27 protein-coding genes are annotated in these 19,653 nt (G+C 35.0%); 15 read left to right on the top strand and 12 right to left on the bottom strand.

The window, feature by feature from the left end; translation table 11 throughout:
• Positions 1–39 precede the first annotated feature (39 nt).
• A complete protein-coding gene (locus tag ACQY22_RS06295) occupies positions 40–360 on the top strand; it encodes a hypothetical protein (RefSeq protein ID WP_428323854.1) in 321 nt (106 codons plus the stop codon).
• Here ACQY22_RS06295 and ACQY22_RS06290 read toward each other — a convergent pair.
• Positions 357–2,384, bottom strand: a complete 2,028-nt coding sequence (locus ACQY22_RS06290; RefSeq protein WP_428323853.1) for a thioredoxin domain-containing protein — start codon at positions 2,382–2,384, stop codon at positions 357–359. The genes ACQY22_RS06295 and ACQY22_RS06290 overlap by 4 nt on opposite strands.
• A 38-nt stretch (positions 2,385–2,422) precedes the next feature.
• Positions 2,423–2,656 carry a hypothetical protein gene (locus ACQY22_RS06285; protein WP_428323852.1) on the bottom strand — a complete coding sequence of 78 codons (234 nt, stop codon included), beginning with the start codon at positions 2,654–2,656 and terminating at the stop codon, positions 2,423–2,425.
• Between the two features lie 80 nt (positions 2,657–2,736).
• Between ACQY22_RS06285 and ACQY22_RS06280 the strand changes: the two genes are divergently transcribed.
• From ACQY22_RS06280 to ACQY22_RS06270, 3 genes are read left to right on the top strand one after another with little or no spacing between them, the layout of a single operon-like run.
• Entirely contained in the window at positions 2,737–3,771 is a 1,035-nt protein-coding gene (locus ACQY22_RS06280) for an alcohol dehydrogenase catalytic domain-containing protein (protein WP_428323851.1), read from the top strand.
• A gap of 32 nt (positions 3,772–3,803) precedes the next feature.
• Positions 3,804–3,956, top strand: coding sequence for a hypothetical protein (locus ACQY22_RS06275; protein ID WP_428323850.1), 153 nt, complete (start codon positions 3,804–3,806; stop codon positions 3,954–3,956).
• 32 nt (positions 3,957–3,988) lie between these two features.
• Positions 3,989–4,222, top strand: coding sequence for a hypothetical protein (locus ACQY22_RS06270; RefSeq protein ID WP_428323849.1), 234 nt, complete (start codon positions 3,989–3,991; stop codon positions 4,220–4,222).
• Here ACQY22_RS06270 and ACQY22_RS06265 read toward each other — a convergent pair.
• Positions 4,212–4,700 carry a hypothetical protein gene (locus tag ACQY22_RS06265; RefSeq protein WP_428323848.1) on the bottom strand — a complete coding sequence of 163 codons (489 nt, stop codon included), beginning with the start codon at positions 4,698–4,700 and terminating at the stop codon, positions 4,212–4,214. The genes ACQY22_RS06270 and ACQY22_RS06265 overlap by 11 nt on opposite strands.
• A gap of 120 nt (positions 4,701–4,820) precedes the next feature.
• On the opposite strand from ACQY22_RS06265, the gene ACQY22_RS06260 reads away from it, so the two are divergent.
• A complete protein-coding gene (locus ACQY22_RS06260; RefSeq protein WP_428323847.1) occupies positions 4,821–5,069 on the top strand; it encodes a hypothetical protein in 249 nt (82 codons plus the stop codon).
• Positions 5,070–5,072: 3 nt separating this feature from the next.
• Here the strand turns inward: ACQY22_RS06260 and ACQY22_RS06255 are convergent, their stop codons facing one another.
• Positions 5,073–5,759, bottom strand: a complete 687-nt coding sequence (locus tag ACQY22_RS06255) for a hypothetical protein (protein WP_428323846.1) — start codon at positions 5,757–5,759, stop codon at positions 5,073–5,075.
• Between the two features lie 103 nt (positions 5,760–5,862).
• Between ACQY22_RS06255 and ACQY22_RS06250 the strand changes: the two genes are divergently transcribed.
• Positions 5,863–6,072 carry a hypothetical protein gene (locus ACQY22_RS06250; RefSeq protein WP_428323845.1) on the top strand — a complete coding sequence of 70 codons (210 nt, stop codon included), beginning with the start codon at positions 5,863–5,865 and terminating at the stop codon, positions 6,070–6,072.
• On the opposite strand, the gene ACQY22_RS06245 is transcribed toward ACQY22_RS06250, so the two are convergent.
• From ACQY22_RS06245 to pth2, 4 genes are all read right to left on the bottom strand, one after another.
• Positions 6,069–6,299, bottom strand: coding sequence for an Lrp/AsnC ligand binding domain-containing protein (locus ACQY22_RS06245; RefSeq protein ID WP_048069680.1), 231 nt, complete (start codon positions 6,297–6,299; stop codon positions 6,069–6,071). The genes ACQY22_RS06250 and ACQY22_RS06245 overlap by 4 nt on opposite strands.
• Before the next feature lie 65 nt (positions 6,300–6,364).
• Complete coding sequence (truD, locus tag ACQY22_RS06240; protein WP_428323844.1) at positions 6,365–7,561, bottom strand: tRNA pseudouridine(13) synthase TruD; 1,197 nt, start codon at positions 7,559–7,561, stop codon at positions 6,365–6,367.
• On the bottom strand, positions 7,558–9,162 hold the full coding sequence (locus ACQY22_RS06235) for a lyase (protein ID WP_428323843.1): 1,605 nt from the start codon (positions 9,160–9,162) through the stop codon (positions 7,558–7,560). Before ACQY22_RS06235 ends, truD begins: the two co-directional genes overlap by 4 nt.
• A gap of 44 nt (positions 9,163–9,206) precedes the next feature.
• On the bottom strand, positions 9,207–9,560 hold the full coding sequence (gene pth2, locus ACQY22_RS06230; RefSeq protein WP_428323842.1) for a peptidyl-tRNA hydrolase Pth2: 354 nt from the start codon (positions 9,558–9,560) through the stop codon (positions 9,207–9,209).
• Between the two features lie 66 nt (positions 9,561–9,626).
• Between pth2 and ACQY22_RS06225 the strand changes: the two genes are divergently transcribed.
• Genes ACQY22_RS06225 through ACQY22_RS06205 form a run of 5 tightly spaced genes read left to right on the top strand, consistent with a single transcriptional unit; the run spans position 9,627 to position 13,761 of the window.
• Entirely contained in the window at positions 9,627–10,763 is a 1,137-nt protein-coding gene (locus ACQY22_RS06225) for an NAD(P)/FAD-dependent oxidoreductase (RefSeq protein WP_428323841.1), read from the top strand.
• A gap of 29 nt (positions 10,764–10,792) precedes the next feature.
• Positions 10,793–10,999, top strand: coding sequence for a zinc finger domain-containing protein (locus ACQY22_RS06220; protein ID WP_428323840.1), 207 nt, complete (start codon positions 10,793–10,795; stop codon positions 10,997–10,999).
• 4 nt (positions 11,000–11,003) lie between these two features.
• On the top strand, positions 11,004–11,285 hold the full coding sequence (locus tag ACQY22_RS06215; RefSeq protein WP_428323839.1) for an elongation factor 1-beta: 282 nt from the start codon (positions 11,004–11,006) through the stop codon (positions 11,283–11,285).
• A gap of 8 nt (positions 11,286–11,293) precedes the next feature.
• On the top strand, positions 11,294–13,462 hold the full coding sequence (locus tag ACQY22_RS06210) for a CDC48 family AAA ATPase (protein WP_428323838.1): 2,169 nt from the start codon (positions 11,294–11,296) through the stop codon (positions 13,460–13,462).
• Between the two features lie 2 nt (positions 13,463–13,464).
• Positions 13,465–13,761, top strand: a complete 297-nt coding sequence (locus ACQY22_RS06205; protein ID WP_428323837.1) for a hypothetical protein — start codon at positions 13,465–13,467, stop codon at positions 13,759–13,761.
• Positions 13,762–13,764: 3 nt separating this feature from the next.
• Here ACQY22_RS06205 and ACQY22_RS06200 read toward each other — a convergent pair whose 3' ends face one another.
• Entirely contained in the window at positions 13,765–14,652 is an 888-nt protein-coding gene (locus ACQY22_RS06200; protein WP_428323836.1) for a heme o synthase, read from the bottom strand.
• A gap of 97 nt (positions 14,653–14,749) precedes the next feature.
• On the opposite strand from ACQY22_RS06200, the gene ACQY22_RS06195 reads away from it, so the two are divergent.
• The gene (locus tag ACQY22_RS06195) at positions 14,750–15,844 is read left to right on the top strand and encodes a cupredoxin domain-containing protein (RefSeq protein ID WP_428323835.1); all 1,095 of its coding nucleotides are present in this window, start codon (positions 14,750–14,752) and stop codon (positions 15,842–15,844) included.
• 2 nt (positions 15,845–15,846) lie between these two features.
• A complete protein-coding gene (locus tag ACQY22_RS06190) occupies positions 15,847–16,239 on the top strand; it encodes a Mov34/MPN/PAD-1 family protein (RefSeq protein WP_428323834.1) in 393 nt (130 codons plus the stop codon).
• On the opposite strand, the gene ACQY22_RS06185 is transcribed toward ACQY22_RS06190, so the two are convergent.
• The gene (locus tag ACQY22_RS06185; protein WP_428323833.1) at positions 16,240–16,623 is read right to left on the bottom strand and encodes a cyclophilin-like fold protein; all 384 of its coding nucleotides are present in this window, start codon (positions 16,621–16,623) and stop codon (positions 16,240–16,242) included.
• Between the two features lie 49 nt (positions 16,624–16,672).
• Here ACQY22_RS06185 and ACQY22_RS06180 point away from each other — a divergent pair, with 49 nt between their 5' ends.
• Both ACQY22_RS06180 and ACQY22_RS06175 read left to right on the top strand, forming a co-directional pair.
• Positions 16,673–16,930: a DUF2024 family protein gene (locus ACQY22_RS06180; protein WP_428323832.1), complete on the top strand. Its 258-nt coding sequence runs from the start codon at positions 16,673–16,675 to the stop codon at positions 16,928–16,930.
• Positions 16,931–16,987: 57 nt separating this feature from the next.
• Positions 16,988–17,173: a hypothetical protein gene (locus tag ACQY22_RS06175; protein WP_428323831.1), complete on the top strand. Its 186-nt coding sequence runs from the start codon at positions 16,988–16,990 to the stop codon at positions 17,171–17,173.
• Here the strand turns inward: ACQY22_RS06175 and ACQY22_RS06170 are convergent.
• Both ACQY22_RS06170 and ACQY22_RS06165 read right to left on the bottom strand, forming a co-directional pair.
• Positions 17,170–19,209, bottom strand: a complete 2,040-nt coding sequence (locus tag ACQY22_RS06170) for a sodium-translocating pyrophosphatase (protein ID WP_428323830.1) — start codon at positions 19,207–19,209, stop codon at positions 17,170–17,172. The two genes, ACQY22_RS06175 and ACQY22_RS06170, sit on opposite strands and share 4 nt — an antisense overlap.
• A 35-nt stretch (positions 19,210–19,244) precedes the next feature.
• Complete coding sequence (locus ACQY22_RS06165) at positions 19,245–19,622, bottom strand: hypothetical protein (RefSeq protein WP_428323829.1); 378 nt, start codon at positions 19,620–19,622, stop codon at positions 19,245–19,247.
• Positions 19,623–19,653 lie beyond the last annotated feature (31 nt).

Below are 19,653 nucleotides of genomic sequence, written 5' to 3'. Positions count from 1 at the left end.
ATTCGTTAAAGATAAATCATCAAGGAAATCTAGCAAAGTATGTCAGCAACAAACGAATTTAGAATCACTCAGATAGTAGACAATGGACAGGTCATACAGATAACATTAATTGAAAATGTTTCAACAGAGCCCATTTCACAAAAACAAATGATAATTGAGAATGTTTCAAAAAAGCTTGATCAAGAAACAAAAGAGCAGGTAATGCCATTGTTAGAGGCAATATTACAAGCACAACCTACAGTAAACATCAAATCATATCAACAAACTCAAATCACAATTGCAATGCCAAAGGCAAGATATGATGGGATGGGTAGACCACAAGTAGGAAACACAATCGAAGTAAACTTGAAGAAAATCTAAAGTTGGGAGTTTATCTCATCAAGTGTATGCAATGGCAAAGAACAAGTAAAGTTTTTGCAAACAAACGCAGATGTTTTTTCTTCAAAAGATTTTCCAGTAAAGAAGGGATATTGAGTTAATGCAGATAATTGTTCAGAATTTTGTACAGTGACAACAATTGAGTTTGGCAAATATTCCAAAAGAATTGATTTGCATAATTGAGAATTTTCAGGGTTAATAATTGTGATTTCAACAGGTTTTTCTAAATAAATTGAAATGGTGTTTAGTAAATGTCCAAATCCAAATGGGTTTTCAGCTGCCATTTGTGCCTGAGATTCCATGATTTTTGTAGTAATTTCCAAGAATTGTTGTTCTTGAGAAAAATGAAATAGTCTAAGCATAACAAATGCAGAAACAGAATTTCCAGAGGGCAAGGACAAATCATAATTGCTTTTGGGTCGGATGATTAGCTTTTCATGATTATCTGAAGTCATAAAGAAGTTATTGTTTTCTGAATCCCAAAAGTGATCTACTAAATGGCGACCTAGTTTGAGTGCAAGTTGTAGATATTTTGGATTAGGATCAATTTCAAAGACATCTAACAAACAATTTACAAAGTAAGAATAGTCTTCTAGATAACCATCAATTTTTGCAGTTTTATTTTTATAAGTTCTAAGTAACTTTTCTCCAGAAAATAAGTTATTTTCAATAAAGGAGATACAAGTTTTTGCAGCATCAAGATATCTAGTATCATTTGTTACACGATGTCCTTTGGCAAATGCAGTAATCATCAAAGAGTTCCATGAAACGAGAATTTTATCATCTAATCCAGGGGCAATTCGTTTGGAACGAACATCAAGTAGTTTTTTTGAACAGATTTGAAGGATTTCTCTAACTTTATCTTCTGTAATTCCAAAATTAAAGGCCACTGTAGAAATATTCAAATTATTACACAAGATGTTGTTTCCTTCCCAATTTCCACCATCAGTAACATCATAGAACAAACAGAATATGTCAGCATCATCACCAAGAATTTCTTTAATCTCACTTTTTTTCCAAACATAGTATTTTCCTTCTACACCTTCAGAGTCTGCATCATATGCAGAATAAAATCCGCCATCAGGAGAGGTCATTTCACGTAAAACAAAATCTAGGGTTTTTTTCAAAACATCAAGATAGGAAGGATCCTTTGTTATTTGAAAAGCCTCAGCATAATTTACAGGGATTAAGGCATTATCATAAAGCATTTTTTCAAAGTGAGGTACAAGCCATTTTGCATCTGTAGAATACCTATGAAAACCACCTCCAATTTGATCAAATATTCCACCATTTGCCATTTTTTTGAGAGTTTTGAGCCCAAATTCAGTGAATTTTGATAGTCCAGACATCTTTGCATAACGAAACAAAAAAGAAACATTTGCAGCATTAGGGAATTTTGGGGCTGATCCAAATCCACCATAAGTTGAATCTCCTAGTTGAAACAAATTCATTGCAGCTTCATCAAGGATTGCTTTTTCCAATTTTGAAGGAATTGAAACTTTTTCAGTTTTGTTTAGAGCCTCAAGAAAGTTTTCAGCAGATTTTTCAATATCTTTAGGTTTTTCTTTCCAAGCTTGAGAAAGTTGTCTGCATATACTTCCAAATCCAGGACGGCCGTAAGAATCCAATACTGGAAAATAAGTTCCAACATAGAAGGGCTTTTGATCAGGAGTTAAGAAAATACTCAAAGGCCATCCGCCCTGACCAGTAGCTATCTGACAAACTTTTTGATAAATATCATCAATGTCAGGACGTTCTTCTCTATCTACTTTGATATTTACAAAATTTTCATTCATAAATTTAGCAACTTCGTCATTTTCAAATGATTCATGTGCCATTACATGACACCAATGACAAGAACTGTAACCAATACTAAGAAAGATGGGCTTGTTTTCATCTTTTGCTTTTTTTAATGCATCATCATTCCATCCGTACCAATCAACAGGGTTATTGGCATGTTGAAGAAGATAAGGGCTTGTTTCATGAATAAGATTATTTTCTACCACAGTTTTTCAGATTTGTTTTGATATTTGTACTTAATTGGTTAACCCCAGATTCCTCGACCTTCAGTTATCTCATATATTCGAACATTGATTTTTCCAAGTAATTTTACCTTAGATTTGTGAGCCTTTTTGTCATGACTGTAATCTTTCTTTTCAACTAATTCTTGCAATCTTTTTAGTTGTTCCAAAGTGAGGTTTTTGAATTCATTTTTTGAACTAGATACAAGACGTAACAATTCTATACGTTCTCTGTCTTCATCTGTGATTTCAGGCACAAAATTAGATAATTTCTGTCCCTTATTTTTCTAATGGGTAGGAGCGAATCTTAAAATTATTTAAAAAAAAGTCGTATTGTATGGATAAGATGCGTGCAATGGTGCTATCTGAATGTGCAGTAATTGAAACAAATCCACTAAAACTAACAGAGATTGATAGACATAAAATTGAAAGAACAAATGAAATTTTACTAAAAATCGAAGCATGTGGAGTGTGTCATTCACAATTACATGGAATAGAAGGAGATTGGAAAGAACTTGGAATTCCACCACAATTGCCAACAGTTCCAGGACATGAAGTAGTAGGAAAAGTAGTTGAAGTTGGAAGTGGGGTTACAAAATTCAAAGTTGGAGATAGAGCTGGAATTACACCATTACTAGAAGCATGTAAAGAGTGTCAATATTGTAAAGAAGGAAAAGAATACTTGTGTGAATCTTCAATTATTCTAGGTGAAACTCTCAAAGGAGGATACACAGAATACGTAACAGTTACTGAGGACTTTGCAACCAAGGTACCAGATTCTATGAAACCAGAGTATGCAGCACCACTGTTTTGTGCAGGAATTACAGCATACAAAGCAGTAAAAGCTGCAGAACCACAAACTCACAAAAAGATTGGAATTTTTGGAATTGGAGGAGTGGGACACATGGCAGTACAGTTTGCAAAGGTGAAAGATTGTGATGTTATTGCATTTTCAAGGTCTCAAAGTCACCTAGATGTTGCAAAGAGATTAGGTGCAATTGATGCCATACAGTTTTCTGAAAATCAAGAAGAGTTTTTAGAAAAATTAAAAGAAAAACATGGATTTTTGGATGCTGCAATTGTTTTTGCACCTGCAGATATTGTAACTGATACCGCAATCAAGGCTATAAAGAAAGGAGGGATGGTAGTAATTGCAACAATTGGTAAGAACCCATCTTTTGTAGCATTTGAAGAGAAAACAATCAGAGGGACTTTGATTGGTTCAACTAAAGACATGGAAGAAGTAATCAAGACATGTGATGAAAAAAATATCGAAGTAGTATCTGAAGTATTTCCGTTAGAGGATGCAAACAAAGTTCTCAAAAAATTAAAAGACTCAGAGATTGAAGCTAGAGCAGTTTTAATTCCCTGACTAGTTAAATATCGAAATGGTGAGTTGAAGATATGAATTGTAAGAGATGCCACCATACTGACGAGGCTCACATTCCAAATGAGCAAAGCAATTCATTAATGAAAATGGGGAAATGCCAGATTCCTACATGTACATGTCAGCAATATTTAGACCCAATTCAAGAAATTGATGAAGAATTGTTGTAACAATTCATATATCAAAATTATTTCAAATAGTCATGGACAAACACAAACCATCTGATGAGATGATAAAGGAATTAGACAATTTATTGTCAAAAATTAACGCTATGGAAATTGTTGCATCAGATGACTTTCAAAAAAACTCTATCAAAATCATGAGAGCCTTAGTGGAAGGACAAATCCATTCAATAAACGAATTTGGACATTTGAAAAAAGCAATTGATTTACTAACATTGCAACTCTTTGATGTTCAAAACAAAGTCAAGAATTAAGTTTAGTGTCACTTATTCCACAGCTGCTACATCTGTAAAGAGTAGATTTTTCTAGAAACTGCTCTGCTTTCATTTCAGATCCACAACAAGGGCAAGAGAATTTTTCAGAATCAGTTGATTTTCGAACAACATAATCAGGTTTTGATTCAACAATTTCACCTGTATTGCATGGAGGGTTATAGCGTACTTTGATTTTGTTTAGCACACTTTGTCGATGTTCTTTGTTTGCATCAAACAGAGGCAATATTGCAAGATATAGAGATTTTTCAGAGCCTGATTTTTCAACCCAGCATTTGAAGCTGGAATGTTGAACAAAAAATGATTTGTCATCTGTTTTTTCACAGTCACCAGCATAGACAATGTTGAATCTGTCCTTATCTCTAGACATTATCAAAAACACCAGTTTCTCCATTGGTGGCCCCCAGTCATCGAGGGGGATAGGACCTAAAAACTCGTATTGTAGAATTTGAATGCTCAACAGAGGTATTTTGAATAACTGACTTTTCTTCTTTTCCAATAAAATTACCTAGTATCATGAAATTGATCGCAAAATGGTAACTTGAAAAGATTAAATTCAAGAGTAATTGATTTTTTTTAAATGAAAGAGCCTCACAACCATGCAAAAGTAGGATATTCTATGATTGCAGTAGCAGCTTCACTAGCAGTGATTGGAATAATGGCTTTGTTTATGGCAGATGATGTATTATATGCAGATAATTTGCAAAGAGACAACACATTGCATTTTAACGAATGTAAGGCAAGTGATTTCAAGACAGAGGGTTGTGAGAAATACTGGGATAGAATCAACAATCAAATCTCAGGAATTTATGTAGATCTTGAAGAATAAGATCTAATATCCGTTTGAAAAGTCTTCTAACATATTTTGATTCTTTGTTAAACGATTCATTGCAAAGAATGCACCACCAACAATACCAGCCTGATAAAACGTGTATAACAATACACCTGAAGACGTAGGATCAGATTTTGTAAAGCTTAGAGCAAGCATTGTAAAAAATACAAAGGTTCCAACAGAAGTTACAAATCGGTTTAAGAATCCAGAATTCATCCCAACAATTCTTTTTGTAGCTGCTGCCATTAATGCAATACTAGTAATAATCAAAAATGTTGCACCGCCATTTGCAGTGACAAAGTTGTTAATCCAAGATAAAAGTCCATCTTCAATAATTGAAACATCAGGCATAACACTACCTCCATTTATTGCAAAATTTACAGAGCTAAACATTCCACCAATAACAAAGAAGAATAAGAAAATTTTTACAATCGAGCGTTTTATTGGACTTCTAATTTCAGATGGTTTTACAGCTCTTTCAGTTATTCTTACACCATATAGAAAACCAACTGCCATTGCAGGAATGAACATAATATTGATGAGAATGGGAGATTGTTTGTTAATTTCATCAATTTGAGGGTGAAAGATTAGAAATAAAATTACTGCAAGTGAAGCAGATGTTCCAAATAGAATCAATCCTAAATACTTGTGATTGTTTGATTCGTAAGTATCAGTCCAGTTATACACTATACACAATCATACAAAAATCATTAAAGACCAAATCCAAAAATCATTTGGTCAAATTATCAATTCTCTTTACCCTTTTTAGGGCAAGCGCATAAGTTGGATCATGAAATTAGGCACAGTATTAGCAATAGTTGGAGGAATTATCATGGTTTTGGGAATAGTATTTCATTTTCAAGGTCAGTCAGTTATAGGACCAGAATCATCATTCATGTATTCTAATCCAGATTGGGTAACTTATGGAATACAAATCATGATTATAGGAATAATTATCATGATATCAGGTATGGTAGTACAAGTAATAAAACGAAATTAGTTCATCGCACGAAGTGTTATAGTACTTCGAATTTTCTTAAGTTTTCTTATTTTTGTTGTAATTACTTCATTCATTTGTGATTGAGTGTCAGTTTCAAATTCGGCAACTACATCATAGCTTCCAAAAGTTACCAAACAATTTTTAACTTCAGGGATTTCTTTTAATTGAGAATAAAGAAATTGTTCTTCTCCTATTTCACAGCTAATTAACATGTAGGATTTTTCCATTTCTAAAATATTTCAAATGGACACTAACTTAAAGACATCTAAGAAAATATTTTTCAAAATTGATCTCAAAAACCAGCATAAATAGGATCAGAAGGTTTCATTATCTCTCGCAGTAAGATAGTTGCAAAAGAACCTCTTGACAAAGTAAATTCTACAATATTATCATGAGAGGAGTAATCAGAACAGTGAATTGCAGCTTGTCTAAATCCTCCTTCGCTACTTACTTCTTGCATTTCTTTGATAAAGAAATCTTTTGGTGCTACTTCTTCTTGTTTCATTATTTGTGAAATTTGATAATCAAATCTTGTTTTTTTGTAATATGAGTATCCTACAAAAGGTAATGCCAAATTTTGATCTAATCCCTTGATGAATTTTCCAATAATCCCTTTAAAATCAAAACAGATATCTCCAGATTCAGGCTCAAATAGATTTTCGCCATCAGTAAATGCCGCACTCAGGGATTTATTGAAAATAAATGACTGATATGCCTGAATGTAAAATCTCCTTAGAGATAACGGAATTGCACGTACTGCATGAAAGGGATCATCATGTTCCATCATATCCTTTATGACAATTCTTTCAACATCCATTTGTTTTGGGATTTTTTCAAAATACTGCTTGTAATTTTGTTTGTCATCAAGTTTTTTTCGAATTTCATTATTTTCTTTTGAATCATAATCAGAAGTAAAAGATAAAATCAAATCAACCGCTTTACCGAAATTTCTTTGTAGTATTGCTTTGCCTATCAGATGGGTTACAGGTCTTTTTGAGCCAAATCTTTGGTATCCATAAAAATTCAAGATATTGTTAAACTCTTCAAATGAAGATAGTTTATCCGTACAATCAGAGATTTTAATTTTAAAGTGATTCCCAATCATGTCTTTTTTTGAAAGAGGTTTTTTTACAAAGCCAATTTTTTTTAAAGAATATTTTTCAGTTGAATAATCTTCAATTGCTTTACCCTTATGCCCAGAACAAACAAACTGCTCAGTGATTGCAGATGCATCCTTTAATCCAAGAGACTTTAGTCTAAGCCCTTTCTTTTTGAAAATATTAGATAATGCATGATTTGTATCAATTCGTTTCTTTTTTAATTTGTAAACAGCGTACCCTTCTTCTTGGTTAATTAAATTCAGAGTTTTTTCTAAAATTTTTTCAGAAACTTCAAAATCTTCAGGAGTAATACGAATTTTTCCACCAATACCATCAAATTTTGTACTATAAACAGAAATTCCTATTTGAGAATCTAATTCAGGTATCACTCTATTGTCACTGTAACATATTTGCTAACTGCAATATCAGAGGATTGCATTCCAATTAGAATATGGTAGGTTCCAGGAATTGCATCATCAGATGCTGAAATATCTGTATGAATTGGTTGAGATGTGCCAGAAACCAATTGGAAAGATTCAGGACTATCGTGTGAGAGTTCCACACTCAAAAAGTCATGAGAACTAACTAGAATGAGAGAGCCACCTAACGTGTCATTTGATTTTGGAGATACAACAAAGTTGAAATGTTGTGAATCACCCGAATCAAGAGAAATTGTTTCTGATTCTAATTGAATTTCAACAGGAAGTGAAATAGATGTATCAACTACGCCAATATTATTTTCAACCCATTCAGTAAACCAAATTTTTTCTCCATCTACAGCAAAGTCAAAGATTTGTGCCAATCCACAGTCTGCTAGCATTAAACCCGTTCCAGGATCACAATCTCCCCAGTAAGGATTCTTTGAAGGAACATGATATTCTACAAGAGAGTTTGATTTTGGATCAAATACAGATATGTTATTTGCATTTTGTTCATTGAAGATGATTCTTCCTTGAGCATCAGAATCAATCCAATAAGGTCTAGAAATAGGGGATTTGATTACACCTGTTTGGTTTCCATATGTGCTAAGTAATGGATCTGCTGTGACATATTGTACAAATTCTTCAGTTACTGGATCAAAGCTAAAGAAAGAAGATGAAGTGGTATCAGCCAACCAAATTTTTCCATCATTAGAAACCACAGCTCCGTTTGGAGTCAGTAATGCTACAGGTAACTGGTAAATTTCTGTAAACATTTCTCCTGCAAAAAATTCTTGTCCAGATTCTTGAACTTCATTTCGATAACCATCATAATCAAATTTTACCAAAACCCCACCCTGTTGAAACAACCAATTAGTATACCAAACATTACCATCTGCATCTAAAGCAAAATCAGCAGTTACAGAATTATCAATAGGTGAAGGTAAACTAATGTATTCAACATCTCCAGTGGATTGACCAATATCAAAGAATGTCAGTTTATTTCCAGTAAAATCATTAACAATTATCTGAGAACCATCAATCTGAAGTCTCTGAGGTAACGAATCATCTACAGAGGGATATCCAAGTCTATCATATTTTTCATCAAGGGTATTGAATTTCCAAATAGAATCAAATGTCTCATCAGTAAACCATACAGAGCCATCAGGGGCATAATCAATTCCCCACATCATAGAACGACCATTTTTTGGCCATGTGGGATTATCATATTCAGTAAATGATTCAGTGTTAGGATCAAACTTTGATAATTTTCCAGTATTAGTTTGTGCAAACCAAACATTTCCGTCATAATCAGTAACAATTGCCAAAGGATTAGTACACTCAGTTGGAATCGAATACTCTGTTACAAAATTAGTCGACTTTGCATCTCCTGAACCACAAAATCTAGGACGATCTTCATCAGGAAAATTATCTGCAGGAGTTCCAGTAACTGTCATTTCAGGGCCCTCCTCATCAGGAGCAAGTCCAGGAATTGCAATAACAACTCCAGAAGTAACCATGATTCCACCTAAAAATGCAAAAGCCAAAATTCCTTTGGTTTGTTTTTTCACAAATAAAAAAGCAAACTTTCCTCGTTATATCTTATTCCAAAATTCTAAAGTAATTTCAAGTCACCAGTCACTTTATCAATCAGATTTTCAGGTGCAGGGCCAATTGAAATACACGTAGTAGTTCCAGGAGCAATTTGAGTATGACCTGCATCAGTAATTTCAGACCAAGGTAGATTCAAATCAATTGCATGTTTTTTTACTTCTTGTAAATCCTTTATTCCAGAAACTTTGACTACTACTTTTTCTTGTCCGCCCCACCATTGTTCATACCATTCAGGATGAGATTTTCTCACATGTTCTGCGCCAAGAACACAAGCATGGCCTACCTGAGCAGCAATCTTTCCTTTACCCATTTCAAGGTCAGTTCTAACAACAATTACCTGTTTGATATCTCCCATACTATTACCAAAAACAGGCATAATGAAAAACTTTTGAATTAAATAATTGACAAAGAAACAAAAACTGTGTACTTTGATGTAGTAATTGCGGGCGGTAGTGTTGCAGGATTACTTTGTGCAAGAGAGATTGCAGCAAAAGATTTCTCAGTATTAGTTATTGAAGAAGATTATGAAATAGGTACACCAGAACATTGTGGCGGATTAGTCAGCATTTCAGGATTAGAAGAGTTGGGAATAATTCCATTTAGAAAAACATTTGATCATATGATAGAATCAGCTGAAATTACTGCTCCTGACGGAAAAAGTTTTTCGATAAACTCAAAAAATCAAAAAGTTATAGAGATTAGTAGAAGAGAACTAGACAAACAGATTGCTTTTCAAGCCCAAAAAAATGGAGCAATAATCAAAGTTAGAACAAGTTTTCAAGAGATGACAGACACTGGAATTAGAACAAATGAAGAAAATATAGATTGTAAAATTTTTGTTGATGCAAGAGGAGTGTCATCCTTAATTCATAAAGACAGAACAGGAATTTTATCATCTGCACAATACGAAGTCTATGCAGATTGGATAAAAAAAGGAAAAGTAGAAGTGATTTTTGATCAAGAAAAATATCCAGGTTTTTTTGCATGGATAATTCCATCTAACGAAGGAAAAGGAAAGATTGGAGTTGCAGGTAAAGGAATCAATGTTGCAGAAACAATAGATAAAATTCTTGCAGAGAAAGGAAAATACTCTACAATTAGAAAGATTTTTGCACCAATTTGGGTAAAAGGCCCAATTGAAAAATTTGTTGAGGGAAATACTGTAATTGTAGGAGACGCTGCAGGGCAAGCAAAGCCAACTACTGCAGGAGGTATTTTCACTAGTGGAATGGGAGGAATTTATGCAGGGCAAGCAATAGCAGAATTTCTCAAGACAGATAATAAATCAAAACTAGATGAATATCAAAATAGATGGACAGATAGATTTGGAAAAGAATTTGAAAAACAAATTTTTGCAAGAAAAATTTTAGAAAGACTGGACAATAGTACAATCAACAAATTATTTGAATCAATAACACCAGAAATTTTAAAAGATATTTCAGAGAAGGATGATTTTGATTTTCATACAAGTTCAATTGTTAAACTGTTAGGATTAAAGGGATCAATCAAAACAGCTCAAACACTAATTGGTGGAGAATTCAAAAAACTACTTCGATGAAACACGCCTAAATTTCAAGGAAGATATAAATGATGTTTGCAGAAAATCGTGGTATGTCATCATCAACAATATCACTACCAACATGTAGTTGTTGTCACAGACATATTATGCCGAATGATAAATGTTTAAAATTTAATTGTCCAAGTTGTGGCGCGGATTTAATATGGAGATGTTCTAGTTGCAGAGAAGCTGCAAGAACATATACTTGCTCTTCATGTGGGTTTACAGGACCTTAGAGAAATGGCACAATTACTATTTATCACAAAAATTCTTCCAGAAGGAACCGATGTAGATCTTGACAAACTTGCAGAGACCCTAAAGAGTACATTGCCAGAAGGAATTCAGATGAAAAGACATGCAAAAGAACCACTAGCATTTGGTTTAGAATTTTTGAAAGCTGAATTTGTTTTAGAAGACAAAGAAGGTCAAAGTGATGCATTAGAAGATGCTGTTAAAAAGACAGAGGGCGTTAGTGAATTCGAGGTCCTCAATATGAGCCGAATGTCAGTTGACATGAAATAGGTGATTTTTTGGTACGCAAAGAGGAACCTTTGCAGATGCGAATTGGAGAAGCAAAACAAAGAGACGTAGGTAAGAAACGAGCTCGAATCGGTCCTGAAGCAATGGATTTTCTCAAAGTGACTCCAGGAGACATCGTCGAAGTTATGGGTTCAAGAACTAGTTGTGCAGTGATTTGGCCAGTAGATGAAGACGAAAAATTTCCAGACATCATAAGAGTTGATGGGCAAACAAGGAAAAATGTTGGTGCATCACTAAACGATATTGTAAAAATCAGAAAAGTAACATCAAAGATTGCAAAATCTGTTTCTTTAACCCCAGTTAATGATTCAGTTACAGTTGATAAAGAGTTTACAGATTTTGTAAAAAATCGATTAAAGGGATTGCCAATTACACATGGTGATGAAATTTCAGTAATGATTCTAGGAAATTCAATGGACTTTAAGATTACAAAGACCACACCAAAAGGAGTAGTAAAGATTGACCGCTCCACCACACTTAACATTTCAACTGAAACTGCAGTTGATAGAAAAGTTAGAGTAACATATGAAGAAGTTGGAGGATTAGGAGAAAAAGTCAAAGCAATGAGAGAGATTGTTGAACTCCCATTAAGACATCCAGAATTATTCTCCAGATTAGGAATTGAGCCACATAGCGGAATTTTACTTTATGGACCGCCAGGATGTGGAAAGACTTTGCTAGCAAAGGTCATGGCAAGTGAATCAGAAGCTAACATGTTCCCAATTAATGGTCCAGAGATTATGAACAAGTATTATGGAGAAACAGAAGCAAAATTAAGAGATATTTTCAAAGAAGCAAAAGACAACTCTCCAAGTATAATATTCATTGACGAAATTGATGCTATTGCACCAAAAAGAGAAGAGGCTTATGGAGACGTTGAAAAAAGAGTTGTTGCACAACTTTTGGCTTTAATGGATGGCCTAAATGACAGGGGCAATGTAATTGTCCTCGGAGCTACAAATAGACCAGACAGTGTTGATCCTGCACTTAGAAGACCAGGCAGATTTGATAGAGAGTTTGAAATTTCAGTTCCAAATGAAGATGGACGAATTGAGATTCTTCAAATTCATACAAGAGGAATGCCAATTGATGAGGATATTGATCTAAAAGACTTGGCATCAGAATTACACGGATACACTGGTGCAGACATCAAATCATTATGTAGAGAAGCTGCAATGAAATCAATTAGAAGATACCTACCAGAAATAGATCTTGAAACAGAAAAGATTCCTTCAGAAGTACTACAATCAATGAAGATCAAATTAATCGACTTTTACGATGCAATGCATGAAGTTGTACCTACTGCAATGAGAGAGGTCTATGTTGAACGACCAAAAGTTTGGTGGCAAGACGTAGGAGGATTAGATGAGATCAAAAAATCATTGACAGACAATCTAATTCTAGCAATGAACGAACCAAGTAAATTTACCAAAATGGGAATCAAACCACCAAAAGGTGCACTGATTTACGGACCTCCAGGATGTGGAAAGACTTTGCTTGGAAGAGCACTTGCAACAGAAACAGGTGCAAATATGATTTTAGTTAGAGGTCCAGAGATTCTTTCAAAGTGGGTAGGGGAATCTGAGAAAGCTGTTAGAGAAATTTTTAGAAAAGCTAAAGCATCGTCTCCGTGTGTAGTTATTTTTGATGAGTTAGACTCACTTGCACGTAGTAAATCAGGTGAAGGAGGAGTTGGGGAGAATATTCTTAGTCAGTTACTTACAGAGATTGAAGATGGAGTTTCATCACGTGTGGTAGTAATTGGAATTACCAATAGACCAGATGTAGTAGATAATTCATTGTTGAGAACAGGAAGATTAGATTTGGTATTGTATGTTGAGCCTCCTGATGAAAAAGGACGATTAGAAATTATCAAGATTTTGACAAAAAAAATGCCATTAACTAGTGATGTAAAATTACAGGAAATTGCAGTAGCAACTCAAAACTATACAGGTGCAGATTTAGCGGCATTATGTAGAGAAGCAGCAGTTCAAGCAATGCAAAATAATGCTACAAAGATATCTAGTCAAGACTTTGCAAACAGTCTAAAACATGTTAGACCTTCAATTACAAAAGAAGTTGATCAATGGTACAAATCAGTTAAGGAAAGTATATCTAACGTAGTACCAAAGACAGGAGATAAAACATTCTACGGATAAAAATGGCAATTCCAATCAGAAATACAGTATTTGACAAAATTAGAGATGCAGGTTCACTAACAGATGTTGATCTTTACAAAATTTTGACAAAAGATGGATTTACCATGGCAGAAGCCAAATTCAACAAGATACTTTTAGATTTAGAGATTCTTGGATTAATCAAAGTATCTTGGATTACAAAAGATGAGAAAAGAATTGAGGTTTTCGCAGAAAAAGAAGAAGTTGATGAAGTTGATGAGCAAAACAAGGAAATGATGGAAAAAGACTATGAAGCAAGTTTCCCAGGTTTTGAAAAATAATTCCTAGAACAAAGGAATATGAAATGCTGCATCTAATGCGACTGCAACAAAAATTATTGTAAGATAAGGTGCAGTAACCTTGTATGCTTTCCAAGCAAATTCAGATGTAGGAGTTTTTGTTAGTTTGTAATGATATGCCAACATCAATCCACCAGAAACTGCTGCAATTACAGTGTATACAACTCCCATCCCATCGGGAATAAAAGAAAGTATCAATGAATAAGGAAGTAAAATTATGGTATTTCCCAAAATGTATTTTGAAGTTTTTTGCATTCCAATTACAACAGGTAACATGGGGACTTCAGCTTGTGCATATTCATCTTTGATTTTCATTGCAAGACACCAAAAGTGTGATGGAGTCCAAACAAATACAAGAAAACCAACTAAGAATCCTAAAAGATCCATACTTCCTGTAGCTGCAGACCAACCAGCCCATGCAGCTGCGCTACCAGCAATACCACCAATTACAATATTTGAAGTGTTTAGACGTTTTAGCCAAGCAGTATAGATTATGACATAAGAAAAGATTCCAACTGCAATAAAGAATGCAGAAACTGCATTTAATGCAAAAAATCCATAGATAACAGAAATACAACTAACAGCCAAACCATAAATCAAAACATGAGATGCTGCCATTCGTCCGGAAGGAATAGGTCTTTTGCTGGTTCTCTCCATTTTTGGATCAATATCTTTGTCATAGTAGTGATTCAGAGCACTAGAACCAGCTGATGCCAATGCCCCAGCTATAATGATGTGTAAATAAGACCAATAATCAAGCTCAGGTGTACCTGGAACCAGTTTACTTGCAGCATACATCGAAGTAACTGCAGTGATTACTAGAAGAACAACAATCCTTGGTTTGGATATCTCCATTATTTCATTAAATCCCAATCTCACTCTATCCTAGTCCAAAGCCATTTAATTTCTTCGTCTTTGATCCGTATCATTTCAAAAGGAATAAGTATCTCAGTCCTACCAGCTACGTTAAATGAGTAATTGGGACCTCATGATGCCTGGAATGGGACTTACAGCCATAGGATTGGCAGGAGTCGTTATATCATATGCCGAGGTTGCACACACCTTCATTGATGGAATGCATGCTCTGACTGGTCTTACTATGTTCATAGGACTAATCTTCTTGGCAACAGGTATCTTAGATGGAGGAGTTTCAACTAGCAACAGAGCAAAAGCCACAGTTTTGGTAATTGCATCAATTTCGCTAGGATTTGGAATGTTTGCATTTACAGCGAATACTTCGGCTTATACTGTTACAATAGCTGGAATTTTGATGGCAATCGCATTCCCAGCAATCATTATAGCATATCTTGCAATGAAGCATCCACAATATTTGAAACCTGTCGGATCCATAGTAGGAATGGCATCAGCTGCAGGAATTATTGCATGGATTGGATTTGGATTTGTTAGTCCGGATACATATTTGATTCCTGATGAAGTTACAGTTGAAGAACCAAGTGCAGAAGAAGTTGTACCAGCAGGTCCTGTCTCTACAATTGAAATGTTAGAAGGTTCAGCTGAAGAAGGAAATCCAGATTATGCCCCAGATACAGCAGTTGTTCAACAAGGACATATTGTAGAATGGATTAATGCAGATTCTGCAGCACATACTGCAACTAGTTCTGAAGACTTTGGAGAAACATTTGACACAGGATTGTTAGGTCCAGGAGAATCATTTACACTTGATACAACTAATTTAGAAATTGGCGAATACGAATATTTTTGTATTGTACATCCTTGGATGGTTGCAACATTAACCATTGAAGGTGCAAAAGAACCTATCAAAGTAGTAATGCCAGAAGGTGCAGCACTTCCAGAAGATGGTCAAATCTATTATGACCCTGAAGTAATTACAATATCTGTTGGAGATACAGTGTTATGGGACAATGCAGATACTACTGTACACACAGTAACATCAGGTATGCCACCTACAGAGTCAACAGGGGTATTTGATTCTGAAATGATGATGGCAGGAGATAGTTTTGAATTTACATTTACAGAAGCAGGAAGTTATGATTATTACTGTACATTCCATCCATGGATGGTAGGAATTGTTAACGTAGAATAGATTTGCAGAAAATCATCTTATCAAATTCAGATAAAAAAATTCTAACACAACATGCTGAAGATGAAAAGCCAAACGAATCATGCGCCATACTATTTGGTAAAGAAGATACAGTTTCAGAGATATTTCTTACAAAAAATATTGAAGAATCACCAGTAAATTTTACCATTTCAAATGAACAACTCATAGAGGGATACAAGATTGCCGAAGAAAAAAAGATGGATGTGATAGGAATTTTTCATTCACACCCAAATTCTGAAGCATACCCATCAAATACAGACAAAAAATTCATGCAAAGCAACCCGGTTGCATGGGTAATTTACTCTGGAGTAAACAATGACTTTAGAGCATACTTGTTAGAATCAAAAATCAAAGAAATTCCAATTGTGGAAAAATAATCAAGCCTTCCTAAAGGTGGCCTTTGTTCCATCAGTCATACTAAGAATAGATTTGTCAGGAGATACTACTTTACCAATAATGTTTACAGGGGATGCAGGGGTTATCTCCCCAGGTTTTCCTATTGGAGTAGGTCCATAAAATAAGCAGATAGCTTTTCCTGTTGGCCAATAAGCAACATCATTTAATTCTACAGGAGACTTTGCATTTTCTTCAGGTTGGTTAATTGGAGACTTTGATGAATAGATTTCATCACCCCAAACATTTAGATCTACTGTAAAGGGTAACTTTTCAACAAACTCATTTACAGTTGTGGGAGAATGAGAATCATCTAATTCTAGAATTATCTTTGATGAATCAACATCAACATGTATTGTATGTTTCATGCTCTAGAATATCATTTTGAATTAAATATGCCTTTTTTTGATTAAGATTATGGAAATTCACGTGTACGACACTTATGTCAAAGCAGCAGATGGTCACACCATGCACTTTGATGTAATTACTGGTGAAAAAGATCACGATAAAGCCATCACATATGGTAAAGAGTGGTTAAAATCCATTGGAGAAGAAAACGCAACAATGACTACAAACGAATGTCAATTCTGCCACTCCCAAGGAGCACCAGAGCCTGTAGAACAGGCAATTAAGGAAAACGGCTACTTTATCCAAAAGATGGAAGGCTGTCCTTAAACATTTTTTCCTTTTTCTACGATACACATTTTTTAGATTAATAGCATTCAGAATTGTATGGATGAACAAAAATATTCAAAGTGGACTGTGGAAGGAGACAAAAAAACAAGATGGATTTGTGGATGTTTTCAAACAGCAGATGATTACTTCAAATTCTGTGATGCACATAATGAAACTCTAAAAAAAGCAATTCAAGCTCAAGTTGATGAATTAGATATGACTTTGATTGTTGAAGAAAATTAAAGTGCGATTATTGCGACAAATGCAGATACAAACACAATTGCAATTGTGTTTAGTAATTTGATTACAGTGTTAAGTGCAGGACCTGCTGTGTCTTTGTAGGGATCACCAATAATATCACCAACGACTGCTACTTTGTGAACTTCAGAGCCTTTTTCACCTTTCATTTCAACAAGTTTCTTTGCATTATCCCATGCGCCACCAGTGTTTGCCAAATGATATGCAAGTAGAATTCCAGTCACAACAGCACCCATTAACAATCCAGCTACTGCAGTTGGGCCTAGTAAAACACCTAGAATGATTGGAGCGATAATTGCGACAATTGCAGGTTTCCAAAGTTCTCTAATAGAAGCAACAGTTGCAATGTCTACACATTTAGCATAATCAGGTTTGGATTTACCAGTAAGAATTTCTGGATCTGATTTGAATTGGCGTCTTACCTCATCTACCATCTTTCCAGCAGCACGAGATACACCATTAATCAGTTGACCTGTAATGATAAATGGAATCAACCCACCAATCAAGAGACCTACAATGATTGCAGGATTTGTCAAACTATAATCTAAATCTAAAACACCTTCAAAGATATGTGCGGCTTCAAATTGGAATGCTTGAATCATGGCAAGTGCAGCTAATGCAGCACTTGCAATAGCAAATCCCTTTGTAACTGCTTTAGTAGTATTTCCCACAGCATCAATCTCATCTGTGACTTTACGGTTTTCTTCACCCATTCCAGTCATTTCAACAATACCTCCTGCATTATCTGCAATTGGACCAAATGCATCAATGCTTAGAACAATTCCTGCAAGACTTAGCATTGCCATTGCAGTAAGTGAAGTTCCAAAGATTCCATACAATACTGGATCTGCGCCTTCAGGGGCGGCAGCAGATGAAATACTATAAGATAGTATAATTGCGACAACTAGTGCAATCATAAATGGTCCTGTTGATTGCATTCCTTTGATAATTCCCATTAAGGTTAATGATGCATAGCCCCACTTTGCAGAGTCTGCAATTTCATTTACAGGACCGTGTTTGTAACTAGTGTATTTGTCGGTGATTTTTTGAATAACAGGTACCAAAATTACACCAATTACAGTTGTACCAAACAAAGCAATTCCTGCAGTAGATTGTTCAATGAATTGTGTAATGAATACATAGTTTAGTCCAATAGCAATTGCTGCTGAAACATAAAAAGAACGATTAAGCGGCTTCATTACATCAGTTACTCCCTTAGAACCAACGATAACAACACCAATGATGGATGCAATCATTCCAGATGAGCCAACAAGTATTGGGTAAAGGAAATAGTTTGGTGCACCAATTAATGCTGCAATTAGTAATGCTGCTAAAATTGTAACAATATAAGACTCGTAAACATCAGAACCCATTCCTGCTGCATCTCCAACGTTGTCTCCCACATTATCTGCAATAGTTGCAGGGTTTCTAGGATCATCTTCAGGAATGTTTGCTTCAACTTTTCCTACCAAGTCTGCACCCATATCTGCAGCCTTTGTGAATATACCACCACCAATTCTGATGAATAGTGCAATAAGACTTGCACCAATTCCTACACCAGCAATTGTGATGGGGTCAGGGAATACAAGATACAAACCAGCAATTGCCATTAATGCCATTGCAGGTACTGCAAGACCAACAGTTGCACCGCCTCTAAAGGCCATAGCAAATGTTTTTCCAAGTCCGTCACTACTTAGATGTGCAGCTCTTACTGCTGCTTTTACTGTAATTTTTAATGAGATAATTCCTGCAACAGCAGACAATGCTGCGCCAACTGCAAATGCAAGACCATTTGATGGAGTAAGGAATGCCCCAATAATCACAGTTAATGCAATTGCAACAGGAACAATAATTTTCATCTCTCTTTTTAGAAATGCCGCAGCCCCAACTTTGACAGCATTCGAGATATCCATCATCTCTTTTGTTCCAGCAGGTTGCTTTGAAATCCAAGCAACTAATCCACCAGCTACTAAAAATGATGCAATTCCTGCGATAAATGGCAGAATCTCAGAGATTTCCATGTTATACTCGCATGCCCAAGTCTGGGAAATATAAATCAAATAGCGTGGGCTTTGCTTCTTTTTCTATATGGCAAAAAGGATTTGCCACGCAAACCCTGTCTTACTAGTTTGTTGAATCTTTTTCCATGTGCAAGATAGGGGAATCGCATATGGATCAGTTCATGTACAATTGTATTTTCAAGAGTCTTCTCATCAGGAATCTTTCTAACATTTATGAAAACTAGATTGTGTTGAAGGTAAGAAACTCCATAGTATTTGTAAGCAGATGTACGTCTTCCTTCAGTCATTTCTTTTGGAGCATCCAGAACTTCTTTTGTAGTTAATAGAATTGTAGGTTCAGGAATAGAGAATCGGTTTGAGTAAATTCCAACTTTTTCTAAAATTTGTAATTGCAGTTCAGGATCAAGCTTCACGCAATATAATCATGTAATCTGTGTTTATCTT

Source organism: Candidatus Nitrosopumilus sp. (assembly GCF_965263415.1).
Classification (GTDB): domain Archaea; phylum Thermoproteota; class Nitrososphaeria; order Nitrososphaerales; family Nitrosopumilaceae; genus Nitrosopumilus.
The sequence above is the reverse complement of the archived record's forward strand: the minus strand, read 5'-3'. Positions and strand labels throughout refer to the sequence as shown.